Raw genomic sequence first — 20,232 nt, 5'->3', positions numbered from 1 at the left:
TTATTGGAATAGCTAATTATGCGAAGAATTACTTCTCAGCAGTAACCGCTTCTTCTTCTCTTACCAAAGGTCTCAATGCTGGACCTGTATAGATTTGTCTTGGACGAGAGATTGCTTGCTTCATTTCTCTTGACTCTTTCCACTGAGCGATCCATCCTGGAAGACGACCAATTGCAAACAATACCGTAAACATTTCTACAGGGAATCCCATTGCTCTGTAGATGATACCTGAGTAGAAGTCTACGTTAGGGAATAGCTTTCTGTTGATGAAGTACTCATCGTTCAATGCAGCTTCCTCTAGTTTCTTCGCAATATCAAGAGTCTGATCCTGTACGCCTAGTTTGTCCAATACGACATCACAGTACTTTTTGATGATCTTCGCTCTAGGGTCGAAGTTCTTGTATACTCTGTGTCCGAAGCCCATCAAACGGAATGGATCGTTAGGGTCTTTCGCTTTGTCGATATATTTCTGGATGTCACCACCGTCTGCTTTGATCATCTCTAGCATCTCGATTACTTTCTGGTTAGCACCACCATGCAATCCTCCCCAAAGGGCGTTGATACCACCAGAGATAGAAGCATATAGTGAAGCTTCAGAAGAACCTACTACTCTTACTGTAGCAGCCGAACAGTTTTGCTCGTGATCAGCGTGAAGAATCAATAGCTTGTCTAGTGCCTCTACCAACGCAGGATCAATGTTATATTCCTCTGTAGGAAGACCGAACATCATTTTTAGGAAGTTCTCTACATATCCTAGTTTGTTATCAGGATATAGTTGAGGGTGTCCTTGGCTGTTTTTGTAAGACCAAGCGGCTAATGTAGGAATCTTAGCAAGCAAACGGATGATTGTCAAGTTTACTGCTTCCGCATCTCTATGTGGGTCCAATGATTCAGGATGGAATGCTGAAAGTGTAGTAACCAAAGATGACAATACGCCCATTGGGTGTGCTGAAGCAGGGAAGCCCTGGAAGATGTCCTTAATATTCTCGTGCACCAATGTGTGACGTCTGATCTCACTTTGGAATGCATCCAACTCCTCTGTTGAAGGCAAGTGACCATAGATTAGCAAGTAAGCAACTTCTACGAAAGAAGCTTTCTCTGCCAAATCTTCGATAGAATAACCACGGTGTCTTAGGATACCTTTTTCCCCGTCAAGGAAAGTGATGTTACTGGTTGTAGAGCCTGTGTTTTTGAAGCCAACGTCCATGGTGATTAAACCCGATTGCGCTCTTAGCTTGCTGATGTCAATCGCTTTCTCATCCTCTGTGCCTTCAATAACTGGTAGTTCGTACACTTTTCCTTCGTAGTGTAATTGTGCTGTTTTCTCCATTTCTCTTTATAACGGTTATATTGTTTGTTGATCGTTCTAGGTTTAACTCATTACTATGGACAAGTGTTGTGTCTATATGATTTTCAGATTCCCTAAAAGTGTTAATACACCGTCCGAAAATCTTGGATTTAGTAAAAGTTGCCCTAATATATTTCAAATTTTTTTTTTTTACAATCATTCTTCCCCCTTCCATGAGAGTAAAAATAAGAACATTGACGTAAGTCATTGTAAATGAATGGGTTCAAATTTATCGCATATTCGTTTTAGCGAATATTGAATTTTCATTCATTTAGAAACCCTCTTTAGCCTAGGAAGTTGATGGAGATAAGCGTAAGAGCTACACAGTGTTTTTGAAGTAAAAAGTAAGAGGTAAGAAGTAAAAGGTAAAAAAGTATTGGGTGTTTGATGAACAGCCATTAAATTTCTCCTTTCTCCTTTCTCCTTTCTCCTTTCTCCTTTCTCCTTTCTCCTTTCTCCTTTCTCCTTTCTCCTTTCTCCTTTCTCCTTTCTCTGGGACGACCACAAGGGGCGCCCCTCCTTCTCCTTAAAGTTCAATGTTTTCTTCCTCAGTAAATACAGGCAGTGCAGCTTCGAATTTGAAAAATTATTTCTTTGAACTTCAGCGCTACAACCTATAAAAGATGGATAGAATTACAAATTCTCTTGGATAAACGAAAAAAGTTCCCCTATATTAAAAACGTGCGCGAGCATTTATACTATATAGAAACGCTATATAGTTCTATGGTATATAGTTATTCAGGGAGATCCTGTTGTTTATTATTCTAGGTTGGAATTTAACTGTTACGGTTATTGTAGAATCGATGTGAATGTGTTTCAGTGAGCCATCATACAGCATATCATGATGGGTGTAATGAGTGAAACGTAGTTCAGCGGCTCAACAATAAAACAGAACGGTTTAAGGTTTAACCTCATCGATAGATGAGCGGCTTATCATAGTTATTGGTAATAAAGAACCATAACAACTAAACAATATGAATGGGCGAAGCTCAATTAAACAGTATGAACAGAGAGTCCACCTTTATATCTGTAGTATAAAACCACCGCTGGCGTTGTCGTATATGATTTAGCTGTTTAACTGAGAGACCAAAAATGTCTAAAAATTTAGTAATAGTCGAGTCTCCTGCCAAGGCCAAGACCATTGAGAAATATTTGGGTCAGGACTACAAGGTAATGTCCAGCTATGGACATGTGAGAGACTTACCAAAGGGTAATAATGCCATTAATATAGAACAGGATTTTGCTCCTGTCTATGAAATATCCTCTGATAAGAAGCAGGTAGTGTCAGAGTTGAAAAAACTTTCTAAAGAAGTGGATGTGGTCTGGCTCGCGACGGACGACGACCGCGAAGGAGAGGCGATTTCCTGGCACTTGCTGGAGACCCTTAAATTAAAGAATGAGAAAGTGAAACGAATCGTCTTTCGGGAGATTACCAAGAAAGCGATTCTAACAGCTATAGATAATCCAAGAGAGGTGGATTTGGACCTGGTCAATGCACAGCAGGCCCGAAGAGTCCTGGACCGATTGGTGGGTTTTGAGCTGTCTCCTGTCCTTTGGAAAAAGGTAAAGGCAGGTTTGTCTGCGGGTAGGGTACAGTCCGTTGCCGTACGAATTGTGGTAGAGAGAGAGCGAGAGATTTCAGAGTTTACACCTGAAAGTGCTTATAAAGTACAAGCTGTATTTGATCTGGAAGGTGGTAAGCAGTTGGTGGCAGATTTATCCAAGAAACTAAAGACAGAAGAAGAAGCTAGGGCTTTTGTAGAGTATTGCAAAGAGGCTGCTTATAGTATACAGGATTTGAAGGTGAAGCCTGGAAAGCGTACACCTGCAGCACCATTCACAACCTCTACATTACAGCAGGAGGCCAGCCGTAAGCTAGGTTTTCCTGTGTCTATGACCATGTCAGTGGCTCAAAAACTGTATGAGGCAGGTCATATTACTTATATGAGAACAGACTCCGTAAATCTTTCAGATGATGCAATCGCAGCAGTATCCGCGGAGATTTCAAAAGCTTACGGAGAAGATTACGTTCAGACCAGAGCTTATAAGAGTAAATCCAAATCAGCTCAGGAAGCACACGAGGCGATTCGTCCTACCAATTTCCAGTTTCATACATTAGAAGGTATAGATAGTCGTGAAGCCAAATTATATGATTTGATTTGGAAACGTACAGTCGCTTCTCAGATGGCGGACGCCAAGCTAGAGAAAACCACTGCTTATATTTCGATAGATTCTCCTGCAGAAGGAGAGTATGATTATACGTTACAGGCATCTGGAGAGGTAATCAAGTTTGAGGGCTTCCTGAAAGTATACCTTGAATCTACGGATGAGGAAGAAGATGAGGAGCAAAAAGGGATGTTGCCGCCACTTTCAGTAGGACAATCGCTTGACCTGAACAAGATGGTCGCTACAGAGCGTTTCTCTCGTCCTCCTGCAAGATACACAGAAGCCAGCTTGGTAAAGAAATTAGAAGAACTGGGTATCGGAAGACCGTCCACCTATGCGCCTACTATTTCTACTATCCAGAAAAGGGACTATGTAGTGAAGGAGCCTAGAGAAGGGAAAGAAAGAGATTATAAAGAAATTACCTTGACCAAAGGGCAGATTGCAGAGGAGACCAGGACAGAGATTACAGGAGCTGAGAAAAATAAATTATTCCCGACCAATACAGGAATGATTGTAAATGACTTCCTGGTGAAGTATTTCCCTGGAATCGTTGATTATTCATTTACGGCTAGAGTGGAAGAGCAATTTGATCTGATTGCGCATGGAAAGTTAGTGTGGAATCAGATGATCAAAGATTTCTATGGTTCTTTCCATCAGAAAGTGGAAGATACCTCAGAAGTAGAGCGTGCAGATGTATCTGCAGCTAGACTGTTAGGGGAAGATCCAAAGACTGGTAGAAACATTTATGCGCGTTTAGGACGATTTGGTCCTATTGTACAGTTGGGAGAGCAGGAGGATGAGGACAAGACGTATGCTTCTATGCGCAAAGGGCAATATATTGAGAATATTACCTTGGAGGAAGCATTGGAGTTGTTCAAGCTACCAAGAGTAGTGGGAGAGTTTGAAGGGAAAGAAATCACGGCGAATGTAGGACGATTTGGTCCATATGTACGACATGATGGAAAGTTTGCCTCTCTTGGAAAAGAACTAGCCCCAGAAACCGTTACAGAAGAGGAAGCGATTGCCTTGATCTTGACGAAAAGGGAAGCAGATGCGAAGAAGTTGATCAAAAGCTTTGAGCAGGATGCGGATCTGCAAGTATTAAATGGGCGTTGGGGACCTTATATTTCTTATAAAAAGAAAAATTATAAGATTCCAAAAGGAACAGAAGCTGAGAAGTTGACTTATGGGGATTGTATTAAATTGATTGAGGAGGCTCCTGATCCAAAAGCCAAGAAAAAAACGGCTACGAAGAAAACAGCGACAAAGAAAACTACGACAGCAAAGAAAACGACGACTCGTAAAACAACAACGGCTAAGAAAAAATAGAATCCCTCTCACAAAGGGATTCTCAGCCATTTACAAGCGATAGATTTTTTTTTAAAGGCAAGCTTATTTTTAAATTCGTTTAAGCGATTATGTTTTTGGTTTACTTTTCTTTAAACTTGCCTTCAGGAATTGATACATGCAATTGCTTGAGCATTTTCGCTCCTGAATAATGAATTAAACTCACAGTTAACAAATCAAGCCAAAAGGCAACATAGATTATGAATATTCACGAATATCAAGCAAAAGAGATTCTTAAAGGATACGGTGTAAACGTACCAGCAGGATATCTGGCAACTACTCCCGATGAAGCTGTTGAAGCTGCAAAAAAATTGACAGAAGAAACTGGCTCAGAAGGTTGGGTAGTAAAAGCACAGGTGCACGCAGGTGGCCGTGGTAAAGGTGGAGGAGTGAAGTTTGCTCCTAGCTACGACAAACTGAGAGAGAAAGCAGAAGAGATCATCGGTATGCAATTGGTGACTCCTCAAACAAGTGCTGAAGGTAAAAAAGTACACCAAGTACTTATTCAGCAGGATGTTTATTATCCAGGAGAGAGCGAGCCAAACGAGATCTATATGTCTGTATTGTTGGACCGTGCGACTGGCCGTCACATGATCATGTACTCTACAGAAGGGGGTATGGATATCGAAGAGGTTGCCGAGAAGACTCCTCACTTGATCTTCAAGGAAGAGGTTGATCCTAAAGTAGGCTTGCAAGGATTCCAAGCTAGAAAGGTTGCATTCAACCTAGGTTTGGAAGGTAAGGCCTTCAAAGGAATGGTGAAGTTTGTAAGTGCACTTTACAGTGCTTTCTTGGGTTCTGACTCGGAAATGTTCGAGATCAACCCTGTACTTCAAACCTCAGACGATCAGATCATGGCAGTAGATGCGAAAGTATCTATCGATGAGAACGCATTGTACCGTCACCCGGACTTGGCTGCACTTAGAGATACTAGAGAGGAGGATCCTACGGAAGTAGAAGCTTCTGAAGCTGGTTTGAACTACGTGAAGCTAGATGGTAACGTAGGTTGTATGGTAAACGGTGCTGGTCTTGCAATGGCTACCATGGATATGATTAAGCTTTCAGGTGGAGATCCTGCCAACTTCCTTGATGTAGGAGGTAAAGCAAATGCTCAAACGGTAGAAGCTGGTTTCAGAATTATCCTGAAAGACCCTAACGTAAAAGCAATCCTTATCAACGTATTTGGTGGTATCGTAAGATGTGACCGTGTTGCAAATGGTGTTGTTGAGGCTTACAAAAACATCGGTAACATCAATGTTCCGATCATCGTAAGACTTCAAGGAACCAACGCTGTAGAAGCAGCAAAAATCATTGACGAGTCTGGATTGAAAGTAACGTCAGCGATTACGTTGAAAGAAGCAGCAGAGAAAGTAAAAGCTGCTTTAGCTTAATCCTTTTTCTGATTGATAGAAATAAAGTTTCTGGAAGCCTGTTTATTTGTATGAATAAACAGGCTTCCTTATTTTATTTCCGTAATTACAATCAAACAAATCGCTAAAGCTATGCATCGCCTTTTCAAAAAAATATTACTCCCCTTTTCAGCCTTATATGATGCTGCCACACATACCCGTAATCATTCTTTTGATATAGGATGGAGAGATGTGGAAGATTTTCACATTCCTATTATTAGTGTGGGAAATTTATCCGTGGGAGGAACGGGCAAGACCCCCCATGTGGAATACCTTATCAGAATGCTTAAAGACCGCTATAAAATAGGCGTGTTAAGTAGAGGATATGGTAGGAAAACAAGAGGCGTGAGGATGGCCGATGAACATGCTTCTGCATTGACCATAGGGGATGAACCTATGCAATATTGGATGAAGTTTGGTAAGGAGGTGAGAGTGGCAGTGGGAGAAAAAAGAGCACTGGCCACCACAGAAATGCTAAGGCATTGGACAGATTTACAGCTGTTGTTGTTGGATGATGCTTATCAGCATCGAATGATTCATAGGGACTTTAATATTCTATTGACAGAATATAACAGGCCTTTTTTTGAGGACTATATATTGCCGGCTGGACGCTTAAGGGAAAGAAGGGCCGGTGCTAAAAGAGCAGACTTGGTGATTGTTACCAAATGTCCAACCTCTCTGACTTATGAGCAAAAGGAAGATATTTCTAATGCTGTAGGAGCGTATACCCGTTCAGAGGTACCTGTGATTTTCAGTAGTATTGTTTACAGCGGTTGGGTACCACTTTATCATGGGAATGACCTACCGGAAGAAATACAGAAGAATGTGATTTTGGTGTCGGGAATCGCCAATACTCGCCCTTTGATTGAAGATTTGAGAGCGATGGGGTATCGGATTATTGAACATATAGAGTATTATGACCATTTCCATTATGATGTGACTGCTGTCAATAAGATTAAGGATACTTACGAGCAGTTTAAGAAGAGAAATCCGGTGGTGCTCACCACGGAAAAAGATGCTGTGAAATTACAGAATCCTACCTATAAGAGTATTTTGGAAGATATTCCTATGTATTATCAGCCGATACAGGTGAGATTCTCTAAGGGTGATGAAAAAATTCTTCAGAATGCCTTACAACAATGTATCAGAGAGAAATTGTAAATTTGAAATTGTGGGCTTTTTCATAAGTTTTTATTTAATAAATCACTGTAATCTTTGTGAGTCATATTAGGTTTTCAATATTTTTTTGTATTATTTCATCTCCATATTCCTTTCTTTTATCTTAAATGTAGAATGGCCTAATGCGTATCAATAGTTATTCAAAACTAATCGTTCTGACTATCTTATTGTTAATGAAAAACTTCCCTTCTTTTGGAGGGGTGAAGGCAGACTCTTTGGCTATTCTTGATACGGCTGATGTCTATACTGTATATCAGAAAACAAATGTAGACGTTACGTTCAATCCTTCCCTTAGTATTTATCACGGTAAACGTATTATTGCTTATTCGGAGACCCACGGTTGGAAAAAGGGTCAACTCATGGGGCATATACAGGTGGGTATGGCGGAGTTTAAGCTAGGGAAAATAGATCGGGCAATTGGATTATTGAAACAGGGACTGGAACTATACGGTAAAGGGCCGGTAGATAGTGTTCAAATACATGCTTACAACTTGTTAGGTAATCTCTACAGGGTCACAGGGCGTCATGTCGAAGCCCAAAAAAGTCATTATAAGGCTTTGAGGATGTGTCAGGACTTACCTGATGATAAGGAGTTTATGTCTGCTTATAATGGGCTAGGGCATGTATTTTTGGTGAGGGCCAATTATATGTTGGCAGAGAGTTATTATATGAAGGGGATGAAGGTTGCCCAAAGACTGGGAGATTTACAGTCACTTGCCACCGTTAGTGTGAATATGGGGAATATGTTCCTGATGCAGGATAGTACCCTGAAGGCTATTGAGCGTTTTGAAAATGCCTTAGACTATTGGGGGAAAGATGGGTTTACGTATGGTAAGGTATGGGCGGAGTATAAGCTGGGGAATGCATATCGACTAAGAGAAGAGTATCGGTTGGCATTACAGCATCTCCGTATAGCTCAGCAGGGAGCGCAGGAAATTCACTTTAATAGAGGAATGGCTGCAGTTGATATCGCTCTTGGACAGTGCTATCGTGAAATGGGACTGATCTCTAAGGGTGAGAGATTGTTAAAGTCAGGATTGGCTATCGCAGAAGAGGCGAAAATGATTGAATTGTTGCCTGTTGCTTATGATGATTTATACCACCTGTATCATAAGTCAAATAATTATGAGAAAGCTTTTGAGTATCTACATCGACTTAAAGTGCTTAATGATAGTCTCTATACAAAGGAAAAAGAAGGGGTAATCCGAAAGTTGGAGAATACTTATCAGTTGGAGCAAAAGGAAGAAGAGAATAAAGACCTTAAACAGGAGAACAAAGAACAGGAGTCTGTGATCTTTTGGCAAAAGGTATTGGGGTATATTGTTGTCTTTTCTTTACTGATCTTTTGTGTATTTGCTTTAGTATTATACTTGGAGAATAAACGAAAGCGTATCGCCAATATGGAATTGAGTAGCACCAATATTGACTTGCAGGAAAAGCAACAGTTACTGTTGGAACAAAAACAACATTTACAAGAGGTCAGTCGGGAGCTACAGATCAAGAAGGAGGACTTGGAGGATAGCTTAAGCTATGCCAGTACAATACAGTCGGCTCTTCTTCCATTGGAGAGGGATATAGAAGGGTGCTTCTCTGAGCACTTTATCCTTTACAAACCCATGCAATACGTGAGTGGAGATTTCTATTGGATGCATACAGAAGAAATTGATGGAGAGCACCTGGACTTCTTCGTGGTAGCGGACTGTACAGGGCATGGAGTGTCTGGTGCCTTTATGAGTGTTTTAGGGAATAGTATTTTACGGGAAAGTGTTATCCAGAAGAAACTCAAGGATCCTAGTGATATCTTAATGAAGGTAGGGGAAGTACTGGAAGAGCATCTAAAGCCTACAGAAACCAAAAGTTTCGATAGTATGGAGATGGGAATCTGTGTGATTAATCGACAAAAGGGTGTGTTAAGGTTTGCATCTTCGGGTATTCCATTAATCTATTTTAGAGGGAATACCATGTGCAAGTTGAGAGGGGACAAGACCAAGTTTGACCTGCTGAAGAAGAACAAAGGGAAATACGTGGTGCATGAGATTGATCTTAGTACAGATTTAACGTTTTATATGTATTCTGATGGGTATCAAGATCAGTTTGGAGGAAGAAGAGGAAAGAAACTCCTTTCTCGTCGTTTCCGAAAGGTGATAGAGAAGATTCATCACTTACCGATGCAACGACAATTCCAGGAACTTGATCGTTTACATCTACAATGGAAAGGAGATGAGGACCAGACAGATGATATTTTAGTGTTTGGGGCTTGCTGTAATGTTTATAGCTTAGAGCACAACAGTCAGAAGACTTCAACCTATCAAGCTTTGGAGGAAATGCCTTCTAAAATATAATAAGAACTTGTCTGAATCAGTGTTCTAAACAAGCTCTAAGAGATGAAAAAGCAGCCCTTTCTTGACTCCCGTTAGAAAGGGCTGTATAGTATAAAAATGTTAACCTTCTTTGAATAAAAAGCCCAACAAGAAAAATTAGAAGGTTAAAGCAGCTTATGACTATTATTGCTATAGTAGTACTCGTTAATCTATGTTGAATCGTTGAATTTCAATACTTTGTATTGAGTTGAACCGTTGATTTGAGTTGAATCGTTGATTGTATATGTAAACAACCAAGATCAACTCTAATTAATACGCCATGTAATGGAGCGAAGCTCAATTCAACAATTCAACTAAACATCATGAACGAGCGAAGCTCAACTAAACAACATGAACATTAGTAGGCTAACGGAAGCTGCAGGCTATTCACATAGGCAAGTAGCCAATCCAGGTCTGTTTGTTCTCGTATATGTTTGATCTCTTTTTTATGTTCATCATACTCTATTTCTAAGAGGTAGCCTTCACAGCAGTATAGTTCCAAAAAGCAATTAGGAAGCTCCAGTTCTGCTACTTTTTCACCAAAACAGGATAATAGGGTTAATTGAAGTTGATGATTCATAGTTCCAGAAGTTAAATTTCGTGATCATTTAATAGTTTGTTGGCGATGACTTGATCAATATTAAGGCATTTAATTCAATTGGTTTTTGACAGAAATGTTCCACTGTTCCACGAAGAATCATTTTCTTTAATCGTTCAAAAAATAATACGGTGTAAGTTTTTTTAGAGGAAATAGGTCTTTCTATAAAGGGCTTAGGGAGGGGGCAGTTAGAGGAGTGGTCTTATGAGTTGTCTCCTAAATAATCTTGAAAAAAGCCTCGTAAGGTTGTGTTGAAAAAGTCTTCTCTTACCTGAAGAATAAGAGAATAGTAAAGATTTATTACGTGCGATTTTTTAGAAAAAAAGATTGATGCCTAATCCTAAACTGAAAATTTCTTTGGCCTTGACATTCCCGATAAATAGATCTTGTAGATGTGGTGCATAGGCTCCTCCTTCGGCAAAGAATCCTATATGATCAATAAAGCTTGCTGACAATTGATATTCGGCACCTATACCTCCAAAGGGGTAAAATACAATGGCATTAGTAATGTCATAATACCCTGGGTAAAATAGAGAAGCTAATTGCCAATCGGCATCCCCATTGATATCAAAACTGGTAGTCAGCCCCAAAGTAGGGAAGAGCTTGAACTTTTCACTCAGTTGAGGTTGGATAAGCTTGAAGGTGTTTTTGAGGGAGAGGTGATGGCTTCTTTGTCCTCCAATACTTTCTGGAACATATCCGTATAATGCGTCTATTTGCCACCAGTTCTTCTTCCCGATCTCATACCCCGGACCAACAGCAAGCCAACCAGTAATTCCCGCATATTGTACTTTGGCATGACTGGGAATATACCACTTTCGATCTTGTGCCTGAACGGAGTTGCTTCCTAATAGCCATAATGCCAGAAAGAACAACAGAAGCAGATATTTTTTTATAAAAGAAGAGCAGCTTACTGACATATTTTAAGGGATTGGGATTTTTTCGACTTGTAAACTATCGGCATAAATATGGATAACCGCAAAATAGTCGGTCTCATTCATATCTACTGTTAGGTAAGGGATATCGTCCTGGTAAGGAGTGCCAAAAGTGAACTTTCCAATATGTCCGTGTAAGGATAAGGTAGTTTCAGCTTCTCTCATGGCATTGATATAGCGTTGTTGTTGGGGTTCATCCAATTCTCCAGACCAAGGGGGGAGGTGACTGACGACTAGTTTTTTTGCTTCTGAAGGAATAGTTTTCAAGGTGTTGTCCAGCCATTCGAAATCGGGTTCTTGTCCACTTTCCCATCGTACATTATCAAAGAATATAATATATAACCCATTGATTTTTATTGAGTAGTTAATGGGACCAAACATCTGTGTATAAATATCTTCTCCATTCAATAAGTAATCATGATTTCCGATGACAGTAAAGTATGGTGCCGATAGGCCTTTCATCGTATTATGGAATAAAATATATTCCCTTAGAATGCCATTGTCTGCAATATCTCCCGCATGAATAATAAAGCGTATGTCGGGATTAGCATTTACAATCTGTATTGCTTTATCCAGTTTATTGAAGGACATATGAGTGTCACTGAAAAGCGCAAAGGAGATCGGGAAATCAAGGGTTCTCGTATTTTTCTCACCTTCTTCTAAGGCAGCAAGTTGCTTCTGAATCGTGTTTTGATAACGTTGATCCAGTTCTGTGGATACTGTGCTGAAATCAAATGCCTCAGTACAGCCATACAGTAGTAAAATAGAGAATAGAATAAGTTGCCTTAGCTTCATAACATCGTAAATTAACTCAGCTTAAGGTTAAACAACTGTAAATATAAAATCGTTTCTAAGGATAGTGCAATGTTAGATAAGGGAAAGCAGGAGGTGGAGTGGGGCAGGGAGTAATCCTTTTTAACCGTATTAATCAATAATTGAAAATAGTTTTTTACCTTTTATCTCTTCATAAAATTGTTCCTGTCCAATTTTCCCTTAATTTTGCCGCAAAATTGTGATGGCTAATTAACAAATCATTCATTTAAAATGATCTTATTCTTTCAAGGTGCTCATGATAACGTATTCGCAGTTCATGCCACCAACACACTTACTGAAGAGCATGTCGCTCGTCTTAAATGGTTGTTCGGAAATGCAGAAAAGCTGGAGGCGGAAACGCTTGAGGGCTGGTTTGTAGGCCCTCGTAAAGAGATGCTGACGCCATGGAGTACCAATGCTGTGGAAATTACCCAGAATATGGGAATTGAAGGATTGCTTCGTATGGAGGAATTCACCAAGGTAGAATCAGACAAGACGGCTGATTTTGACCCGATGCTACAAGCGTTGTATGAAGGGCTGGACCAAACGGTATTCCAGATCGATCTGGAGCCAGAACCAGTACAGTACATTGAAGATATCGATGCTTACAATGCTGCCGAAGGATTGGCGTTGAGCGAAGACGAAGTAGCTTACTTGAAAGAGGTAAGTGAGAAGTTGGGACGTAAGTTGACGGATTCAGAAGTATACGGGTTTGCACAAGTAAACTCAGAGCATTGTCGCCATAAGATTTTCAATGGAATCTTTATTGTGGATGGAGAGGAAAAACCATCATCTCTGTTCCAGTTGATTAAGAAAACATCACAAGTATCCCCTGATAACCTAGTGTCTGCCTATAAAGACAACGTAGCGTTTGTAAAGGGACCAAAAGCGGAGCAGTTCGCTCCAAAAACACAAGACAAGCCAGACTTCTTCTCTCCTAAGGAAATTGATTCCGTATTATCCCTTAAAGCCGAAACACATAACTTCCCTACGACTGTAGAGCCTTTCAATGGTGCTGCAACAGGTTCAGGAGGTGAGATCCGTGACCGTTTTGCGGGTGGTACAGGTTCTATTCCTTTGGCAGGTACTGCAGTATATATGACTTCTTATTCTCGTTTGGAAGAGGATAGAGCATGGGAGCAGGCAACAGAAGAAAGACCTTGGTTGTACCAAACTCCAATGGAGATCCTGATCAAGGCTTCAAATGGTGCTTCTGACTTCGGTAACAAGTTTGGTCAGCCATTGATCTCTGGTTCAGTATTGACTTTCGAGCACTTTGAGGAAGCGAAGAAATTTGGTTACGACAAAGTAATCATGATGGCTGGTGGTGTAGGTATGGCGGTAAAAGAGCATGCCTTGAAAAACAAGCCAGACGCAGGAGACAAAGTAGTCGTAATGGGTGGTGATAACTATCGCATCGGTATGGGCGGTGGTGCCGTTTCTTCTGTAGCGACTGGTGAGTTCTCTAACTCGATTGAGTTGAACGCTATCCAACGTTCTAACCCTGAGATGCAGAAACGTGTGTATAACGCGATCAGAGCGATGGTAGAGTCTGATGAGAACCCTATCGTTTCTATTCACGATCACGGTGCAGGTGGACACTTGAACTGCCTGTCAGAGTTGATCGAGGAAACAGGAGGAGTAATCGACCTGAACAAGCTTCCGGTAGGAGATCCAACACTTTCTTCAAAAGAGATCATCGGTAACGAGTCTCAGGAGAGAATGGGATTGGTGATCAAGCAAGAAAACATTGACACGTTGAAGCGTGTAGCAGAGCGTGAGCGCGCACCTATGTATATCGTAGGAGAGACGACAAACGATCTACACTTCACCGTAAAAGACGAGAAGACGGGTAAGAACCCAATCGATCTTCCGTTGGAGAACTTCTTTGGCAAAGCACCAAAGACAGTATTGGATGATAAAACAATAGCGAATACGTTCAAGGACGTAAGCTATGAGGCAGATAAATTAAATGAGTATGTGAACCAGGTATTGCAATTGGAGGCAGTTGCTTCTAAGGACTGGTTGACAAACAAAGTAGACCGTTCGGTAACAGGACGTGTAGCGAAGCAGCAAACAGCAGGTGCACTACAGTTGCCATTGAACAACGTAGGAGCGATGGCGGTAGATTACCGTGGTAAGCATGCGATCGCAACAACAATTGGTCACGCTCCGGTAGCGGCATTGGTAGACCCTGCTGCAGGTTCTAAGAATGCGATTGCTGAGGCATTGACAAACCTTGTTTGGGCTCCATTGACAGACAAGTTGGCGAATGTATCGTTGTCAGCAAACTGGATGTGGCCTTGTAAGAACGAAGGAGAGGACGCTCGCTTGTACAAAGCAGTGGAAGCATGTTCTGACTTCGCTTGTGGGTTGGGGATCAACATCCCTACTGGTAAGGATTCCCTTTCAATGACACAGAAGTACGGAGATGACAAAGTATACTCTCCAGGTACAGTGATTATTTCTTCAGTAGGAGAAGTAAGTGACTTGAAGAAAATCGTTGAGCCGGTAGCACAAGTAGGTAAGAAAGTATTCTATGTAGATTTCGCAAACGATGCGTTCCACTTGGGTGGTTCTACATTGGCACAGGTCGTGAATAAAGTAGGTACAGAGGTTCCTACACCTCAGGATGCTACTTACTTCAAGACTGTATTCAACACACTGCAAGAACTAATCGAAGCAGGAGAGATTGTAGCAGGACACGATATCTCGGCAGGGGGTATGATCACCGCTTTATTGGAGATGTGTTTTGCAGAGCAGAACGTAGGTATGAATATCGATATCTCTGCGTTGGGTGAGGAAGACCTGATCCGCGTACTATTCTCCGAGAAGCCATCGGTATTGATTCAGGCGAACAATGCAGAAGTAGTAAGCAGTGCATTGACTGCAGCAGGGGTTACTTTCCACGAGATTGGTGAGGCAGTAGAAGGAACAGACCTTTCAGTGGTCTTGAACGGAACAGCCAACAGCTTCGATATCCCAGCATTGAGAGATGTATGGACAAAGACTTCTTACCTATTGGATAGAAAGCAGTCTGGAGACGAACTAGCGCTAGAGCGTTACGAGAACTATGACAAGACTCCATTGAAATATACGTTCCCTGAAGGATTTACGGGTAAGTTGGCAGATCTTGGTCTGACACAAGACCGTGAGGGTAATTCAGGTGTGAAGGCAGCGATCATCCGTGAGAAAGGGGTGAACGGTGACCGTGAGATGGCTTACTCTTTATACCTTGCAGGATTTGACGTGAAAGACGTTCATATGACGGACTTGATTGCAGGAAGAGAGGATCTTTCCGACGTAAACATGATTGTTTTCGTAGGTGGTTTCTCTAACTCTGATGTATTGGGTTCTGCAAAAGGATGGGCTGGAGCATTCCTTTACAACGAAAAGGCGAAAGCAGCATTGGATAACTTCTATGCTCGTAAGGATACGTTGTCTTTGGGTGTATGTAACGGTTGTCAGGCAATGGTAGAATTGGATTTGGTAGTTCCTGAGCACGAGGAAAAACCACGCATGTTGCATAACAACTCTCATAAATTCGAGTCTGGTTTCGTAAACATGAGCATTGCAGAGGATACAAAGTCGATCATGCTACAGTCCTTGAAAGGATCAAGACTGGGTGTATGGGTAGCACACGGTGAAGGTAAGTTTGACCTTCCTTACGGTGCTGATAAGTATGATATCGCTGGTAAGTACAGCTATAGCAACTATCCTGCAAACCCTAACGGTTCTGACTTCGATGCAGCGGCACTATGTTCTGCAGATGGTCGTCACTTGGTGATGATGCCTCACTTGGAAAGAGCAATCTTCCCTTGGAACTGGGCATATTATCCTGGTAAAGAAGCGCATGAGGTATCTCCTTGGATCGAGGCATTCGTGAATGCTAGAAAGTGGATTGAGGAGCAAGCTTAATGATATCTTATCGGTTTTTGGCCGTGAATTAGAGACTAATGAGGTCAACTTAAGCCGAAAGTAAAAAGGTAGAAACTGGTCTTCGCGTCCTCGCGAAGACCTTAACATGAATTGAGCGTCCACGCTCAAGTTTACAGATCGGGAGCGAGGACGCTCCCATTATGATAGGGTCTTTGCGAGGACGCAAAGACCAGTGTCTACCATATCCTTAAGTGAACAGCACTGCGTCAGTAGTGTGTTCTATATGTTAGGATTTTTAAAACCACTTCTTCCTGAATGGGAAGAAGTGGTTTTACTTTATATAATTATTCATATTACGCCATCAATATAGGTTGATGTATTCTAAACAAGCTTTAAGGAATGGTTGTAATAAAAGAGTATGTACGAATGAATATTAGAAGGCTCTCTACTTACAATTAGCCTTCCATTTTCATATATAAAGCTTGTTGGTGCAAGATTCATCTTGTACCCAAAATGACGAAAGCATTTGCTTTCGAGTCGCTTATTTCACGACAATTCGGAAGCAAATGCTTCCGTCATTTCTAGTCCAAGGATATCCTTGAACTAACATACTTTGGTGTTCCATCCCTAGCAAAGATAACTGAATTGTATGCTACCTAAACCCTGAAAGGGTGATATCACATAGGGGCGGGATTCATCCCGTCACTTTACGAAACAAGGTGATTTTTTATTCGATCTATCAATCCATCACCAACCTCCACCCGAGCGTGGACGCTCGCCGAAAGCGCTTTTAGGTCGTAGCGTGGACGCTACGACCAGTACCTCATAATTCTTCATTTTTCATTCCTCATTCTTCATTAAATTCGGATGGTTATGATAACCGATAACCAACACCTCACTTCTTCGCCTCCACCTCAGGTAACTTAAACGTTCCATCTAGCACTGAATTCCCAGGGCGATAAACCCTAAACAAGAAGTTCCACCCTTCAGGCGCATCTAGTCGGTTAGGTACATCCCCGCAAGTTTCTTCACTTCCAAAATGGACCGTAAAGGTGCTGTCTTTATTGAGCTTCACGTTAGAGCCATTTAGAAGGCAGTTTTCCGTTTTGATATATCCATCATCTCCATATACTGTGATAGACCAAAAGCCGGTATTGTCGGGTACCTCATAAGTAGCGGTATAACAAACGTTTTCTTTCGTATCTTTAGGTTTGTAATTAAGATAAGTGGCGGCCTCTTCTGGTAACAAGCCCCATGCAGCAGCGGCAGCAATATGACGTGTTTCTTCATTGACCTCTCCTCGTTTGCCTTGCATTCCTTCCCAGCTTTCATATTGGGCACTTTCCGCATTATACACAGCTCGTAAAGAATCCAATGAACTTTTGTCCCAGCTGAAATCGGGGAACTCCTGATTAGATACAGACTTTACGATAAATTGATCCTGTAGGTCATTAACCATTTTAATCTCTTCCGTGTCATCCGCATTGTATACCTGAATGCGTACAATAATGTAGACAAAATCAGTCTTGCTCTCAACCGTATAATCTCCAGGTTCGTAAATTATTTCCTCTACATAGTGATCATTATCAAGTATGTAAATAGAGGCGTAGCGATCGTCCGGCATTTCCGGGAAAGTGATCTCAAGACCTTCTCGGGCATCAAAAACACCACCGGAATATAGTACATCCCGATTCATTCGAATCACCGTCTGTTTATCGAGAGGGGTTGGGGTTCGAAAATGAAAGAATTGATTAGTACCACCGGCGTTACCGATCATTTGGGCAAACATATTGTCTGTTTCTGCCCGAATGAAATTTTCAGCAGTGACTTCTTTTGCTTCTTGATTTTGTTCTTCGGTCTTATCACTTGACTTCTGGTTACACCCTAGAAATACCAAAACAAACAATACACTTACTAACGTTTTCATGCTATTCGTTTTATGGGTTATATCTATTCCTGCAAAGCATTATAAATTATTTATTAAGATGCTTTGCTAAGGGGTAACATGAAATGCAATGGTTTGATTCAAAACAGAAACAGGCTTTAAAAGATCGTTCTATTGATCCCTACCGTGAAACCAAAAGCACCATTGTGATCTTCCCAGAAGTCTTTTTTCTCAAAAACATTACTGCTGAATAATTCTACAACCACTAGTGATTTAATATCGATGGCGTATTCATAGCCTATACTATACTTGAAAACTCCTATTGTTCGGTTGTCAGTATCTACTGAAAGGTTACTCCCTGAACTTTCAATAAATGGATACCCATAAAAACGTATGCCTGATTGTAGTGCGATGAGAAAGTTATGTTTTTTGTAGGCATAGCGATACCCAAGTCCACCAATCAACTCGTTAAATGCTACTCTACCACTCAAGAAATTAATGGTTCCCTGAGGGTATCTCAATTCATAATTGGAGTTAAAGTCATCGAAATTTACTCTGACAAAGAGGCCTTTAGGGGTTCTATACTCTGCGGATGCTTGTATAAACAAACCGGCAGACAATTGCTCTGACCTATTGTTGATATAGCCCAATTGTATGGAGGACATAAAGAACCTATCCAAAATTTTTGTACTGTCATTAGTTTGGGCAGATAGGGTATTATAAGTGATAATCAGTACAAGGAAGGTACTTAAAAGGTTTTTCATCTTAGATTTTATGGGTTATTGCTAGGTACAAGGGGTAGTTTAGGTAAAAAAATAAAAAATTAGAATAAGTCACTCTTATTCTTTGTTTATCAGGGATCTTTCCAGATCTCTGACGACAGATCTTACCATATTTAACCTAGAGAGCTTTCCTCCGGAAAGTATCTTGACCATCCAGTTTTCTTTTAATTCTAATAGTTTGAAAATTTCATCAGGAGAATAACCTTTCTTATGAAGAGAAGCGACCTCTTCAAAGAAGCTTTCCAAAAAATGGAGTTTCTTCACCAATCGCTCTTTGCCATGGGAGAGTTGAGGGTTATGACTACAGAATAGCACCTCAAAATCAAGCGTTATAATTTTTTGAATGGAGTTGATTTGCTCACGAATACTCTCATCTTCTATAAAATAACCTATATAGGTATTGATAAACAGGTCAGCAGAGAAGAGCCATTTTTTATTAGGTTCATATAAGGCTACCATATCAGGAGCATGTCCCGGTATAGGAATAATCTGAAAAGTATAATTAGGAGTATAAATCACATTTTCTATAGGGGTAAGATGCTGATAGGCCTCTCGGTCTCCCCAAGTGATTTTTTGAGCAAAGCTTAATTGGGGGGGATTTTTCATCAACTCACAACACATTTCAGACGCATATACCTCACAGCCATATATTGCTTGTAAGGGAAGAATATTGCCAGTATGATCTTCATGATGATGGGTAATGAAAATTTGCTCCACATTCAGTTCTTGAACCGTTTTCTTTACGGCTTTTCTTACTCTTTGATGTCCTGTGTCAATAAGTAGTCCATCCACGTAATAAATATGGGAAAACATATTAGGCTTTCCGATAGGCTGGTAGCCAAATTTAAAACCTAATACTTCTTCATATTGAAATGATTCTGTGATATACATGCTGTTTGTTGTTGATCGTGTGTGGTTTTATTTGCTTGATTTTTGGATTATATGATCTCTAAAAAAATTATGATTAGGGTGAGAATATACTACTTTTTGAAGGAATCATTTTCATCTTCTATATGAACAAGCTCTAAAGAAAAAAGTAGACTATTTGTCTGCTTGAAAATCACAACATTGGAATTCCTCACCTCCTATTTGTCCCATTCTAAAAAGTTTACATACAATGCCTCTAAATGGATGTCCATCATGAATACACCCGGAACATAGGGTCGGTTTGGGAGCTATATCAGGATTCAACTCAAATCCATCATCATCAAAATACCCACTTAACTCTTCGAGGGGAGCGTCATCCATATGCCTGCCTGTTCGACAATTAAATCCCTTGTATTCTGCTCCTTCAATTTCTAGGTCATTTGTTGTGGGAGTAGTTCCAAGCATACAAGAGAAACAGGTTCTCTCTTTTCCGACTGAGCCTAACACCCAAATGTCATTGCCGCAGGAGCATTTTTTGTCAGCGTGAAAGTCGTTCAAGGCTGTTTCGACATCTTTTTTTAGTTGAAGGGTGTCGATAGTAGGGTGTAATTGTTTTTGCTGTGTGATGTAAGCGTCAATACTGATACTCTTGAAAGGCATAAGT

Annotated in this window: 13 protein-coding genes; 5 read left to right on the top strand and 8 right to left on the bottom strand. The window is 40.8% G+C overall.

Annotation, left to right across the window (positions count from 1 at the left end):
- Positions 1-28: 28 nt before the first annotated feature.
- Positions 29-1,330 carry a citrate synthase gene (locus ABD985_RS10930; protein WP_345371665.1) on the bottom strand — a complete coding sequence of 434 codons (1,302 nt, stop codon included), beginning with the start codon at positions 1,328-1,330 and terminating at the stop codon, positions 29-31.
- A gap of 1,110 nt (positions 1,331-2,440) precedes the next feature.
- On the opposite strand from ABD985_RS10930, the gene topA reads away from it, so the two are divergent.
- From topA to ABD985_RS10910, 4 genes are all read left to right on the top strand, one after another.
- The gene (gene topA, locus ABD985_RS10925; RefSeq protein WP_345371664.1) at positions 2,441-4,843 is read left to right on the top strand and encodes a type I DNA topoisomerase; all 2,403 of its coding nucleotides are present in this window, start codon (positions 2,441-2,443) and stop codon (positions 4,841-4,843) included.
- 218 nt (positions 4,844-5,061) lie between these two features.
- Positions 5,062-6,252: an ADP-forming succinate--CoA ligase subunit beta gene (sucC, locus tag ABD985_RS10920; RefSeq protein WP_345371663.1), complete on the top strand. Its 1,191-nt coding sequence runs from the start codon at positions 5,062-5,064 to the stop codon at positions 6,250-6,252.
- 111 nt (positions 6,253-6,363) lie between these two features.
- Complete coding sequence (gene lpxK / locus ABD985_RS10915; protein WP_345371662.1) at positions 6,364-7,431, top strand: tetraacyldisaccharide 4'-kinase; 1,068 nt, start codon at positions 6,364-6,366, stop codon at positions 7,429-7,431.
- Between the two features lie 191 nt (positions 7,432-7,622).
- Positions 7,623-9,791: a SpoIIE family protein phosphatase gene (locus tag ABD985_RS10910; protein ID WP_345371660.1), complete on the top strand. Its 2,169-nt coding sequence runs from the start codon at positions 7,623-7,625 to the stop codon at positions 9,789-9,791.
- A 376-nt stretch (positions 9,792-10,167) separates the two neighbouring features.
- Here ABD985_RS10910 and ABD985_RS10905 read toward each other — a convergent pair whose 3' ends face one another.
- The 3 genes from ABD985_RS10905 to ABD985_RS10895 form a co-directional block, all read right to left on the bottom strand.
- A complete protein-coding gene (locus tag ABD985_RS10905) occupies positions 10,168-10,389 on the bottom strand; it encodes a hypothetical protein (RefSeq protein ID WP_345371659.1) in 222 nt (73 codons plus the stop codon).
- Between the two features lie 332 nt (positions 10,390-10,721).
- Entirely contained in the window at positions 10,722-11,327 is a 606-nt protein-coding gene (locus tag ABD985_RS10900) for a hypothetical protein (RefSeq protein WP_345371657.1), read from the bottom strand.
- Between the two features lie 3 nt (positions 11,328-11,330).
- Entirely contained in the window at positions 11,331-12,137 is an 807-nt protein-coding gene (locus tag ABD985_RS10895; RefSeq protein ID WP_345371655.1) for a metallophosphoesterase family protein, read from the bottom strand.
- A 249-nt stretch (positions 12,138-12,386) separates the two neighbouring features.
- Here ABD985_RS10895 and purL point away from each other — a divergent pair, with 249 nt between their 5' ends.
- Positions 12,387-16,073 carry a phosphoribosylformylglycinamidine synthase gene (gene purL / locus ABD985_RS10890; RefSeq protein WP_345371653.1) on the top strand — a complete coding sequence of 1,229 codons (3,687 nt, stop codon included), beginning with the start codon at positions 12,387-12,389 and terminating at the stop codon, positions 16,071-16,073.
- Positions 16,074-16,929: 856 nt separating this feature from the next.
- On the opposite strand, the gene ABD985_RS10885 is transcribed toward purL, so the two are convergent.
- From ABD985_RS10885 to ABD985_RS10870, 4 genes are all read right to left on the bottom strand, one after another.
- The gene (locus ABD985_RS10885; RefSeq protein WP_345371651.1) at positions 16,930-17,961 is read right to left on the bottom strand and encodes a DUF1254 domain-containing protein; all 1,032 of its coding nucleotides are present in this window, start codon (positions 17,959-17,961) and stop codon (positions 16,930-16,932) included.
- Positions 17,962-18,077: 116 nt separating this feature from the next.
- Positions 18,078-18,683: a hypothetical protein gene (locus ABD985_RS10880; protein ID WP_345371649.1), complete on the bottom strand. Its 606-nt coding sequence runs from the start codon at positions 18,681-18,683 to the stop codon at positions 18,078-18,080.
- A gap of 75 nt (positions 18,684-18,758) precedes the next feature.
- Positions 18,759-19,592: an MBL fold metallo-hydrolase gene (locus tag ABD985_RS10875; RefSeq protein WP_345371647.1), complete on the bottom strand. Its 834-nt coding sequence runs from the start codon at positions 19,590-19,592 to the stop codon at positions 18,759-18,761.
- A gap of 150 nt (positions 19,593-19,742) precedes the next feature.
- Positions 19,743-20,228: a hypothetical protein gene (locus tag ABD985_RS10870; RefSeq protein ID WP_345371645.1), complete on the bottom strand. Its 486-nt coding sequence runs from the start codon at positions 20,226-20,228 to the stop codon at positions 19,743-19,745.
- Between the last annotated feature and the right edge of the window lie 4 nt (positions 20,229-20,232).

This window comes from Algivirga pacifica (assembly GCF_039543525.1).
GTDB lineage: Bacteria > Bacteroidota > Bacteroidia > Cytophagales > Flammeovirgaceae > Algivirga > Algivirga pacifica.
This window is presented reverse-complemented; position numbering and strand designations above follow the sequence as displayed.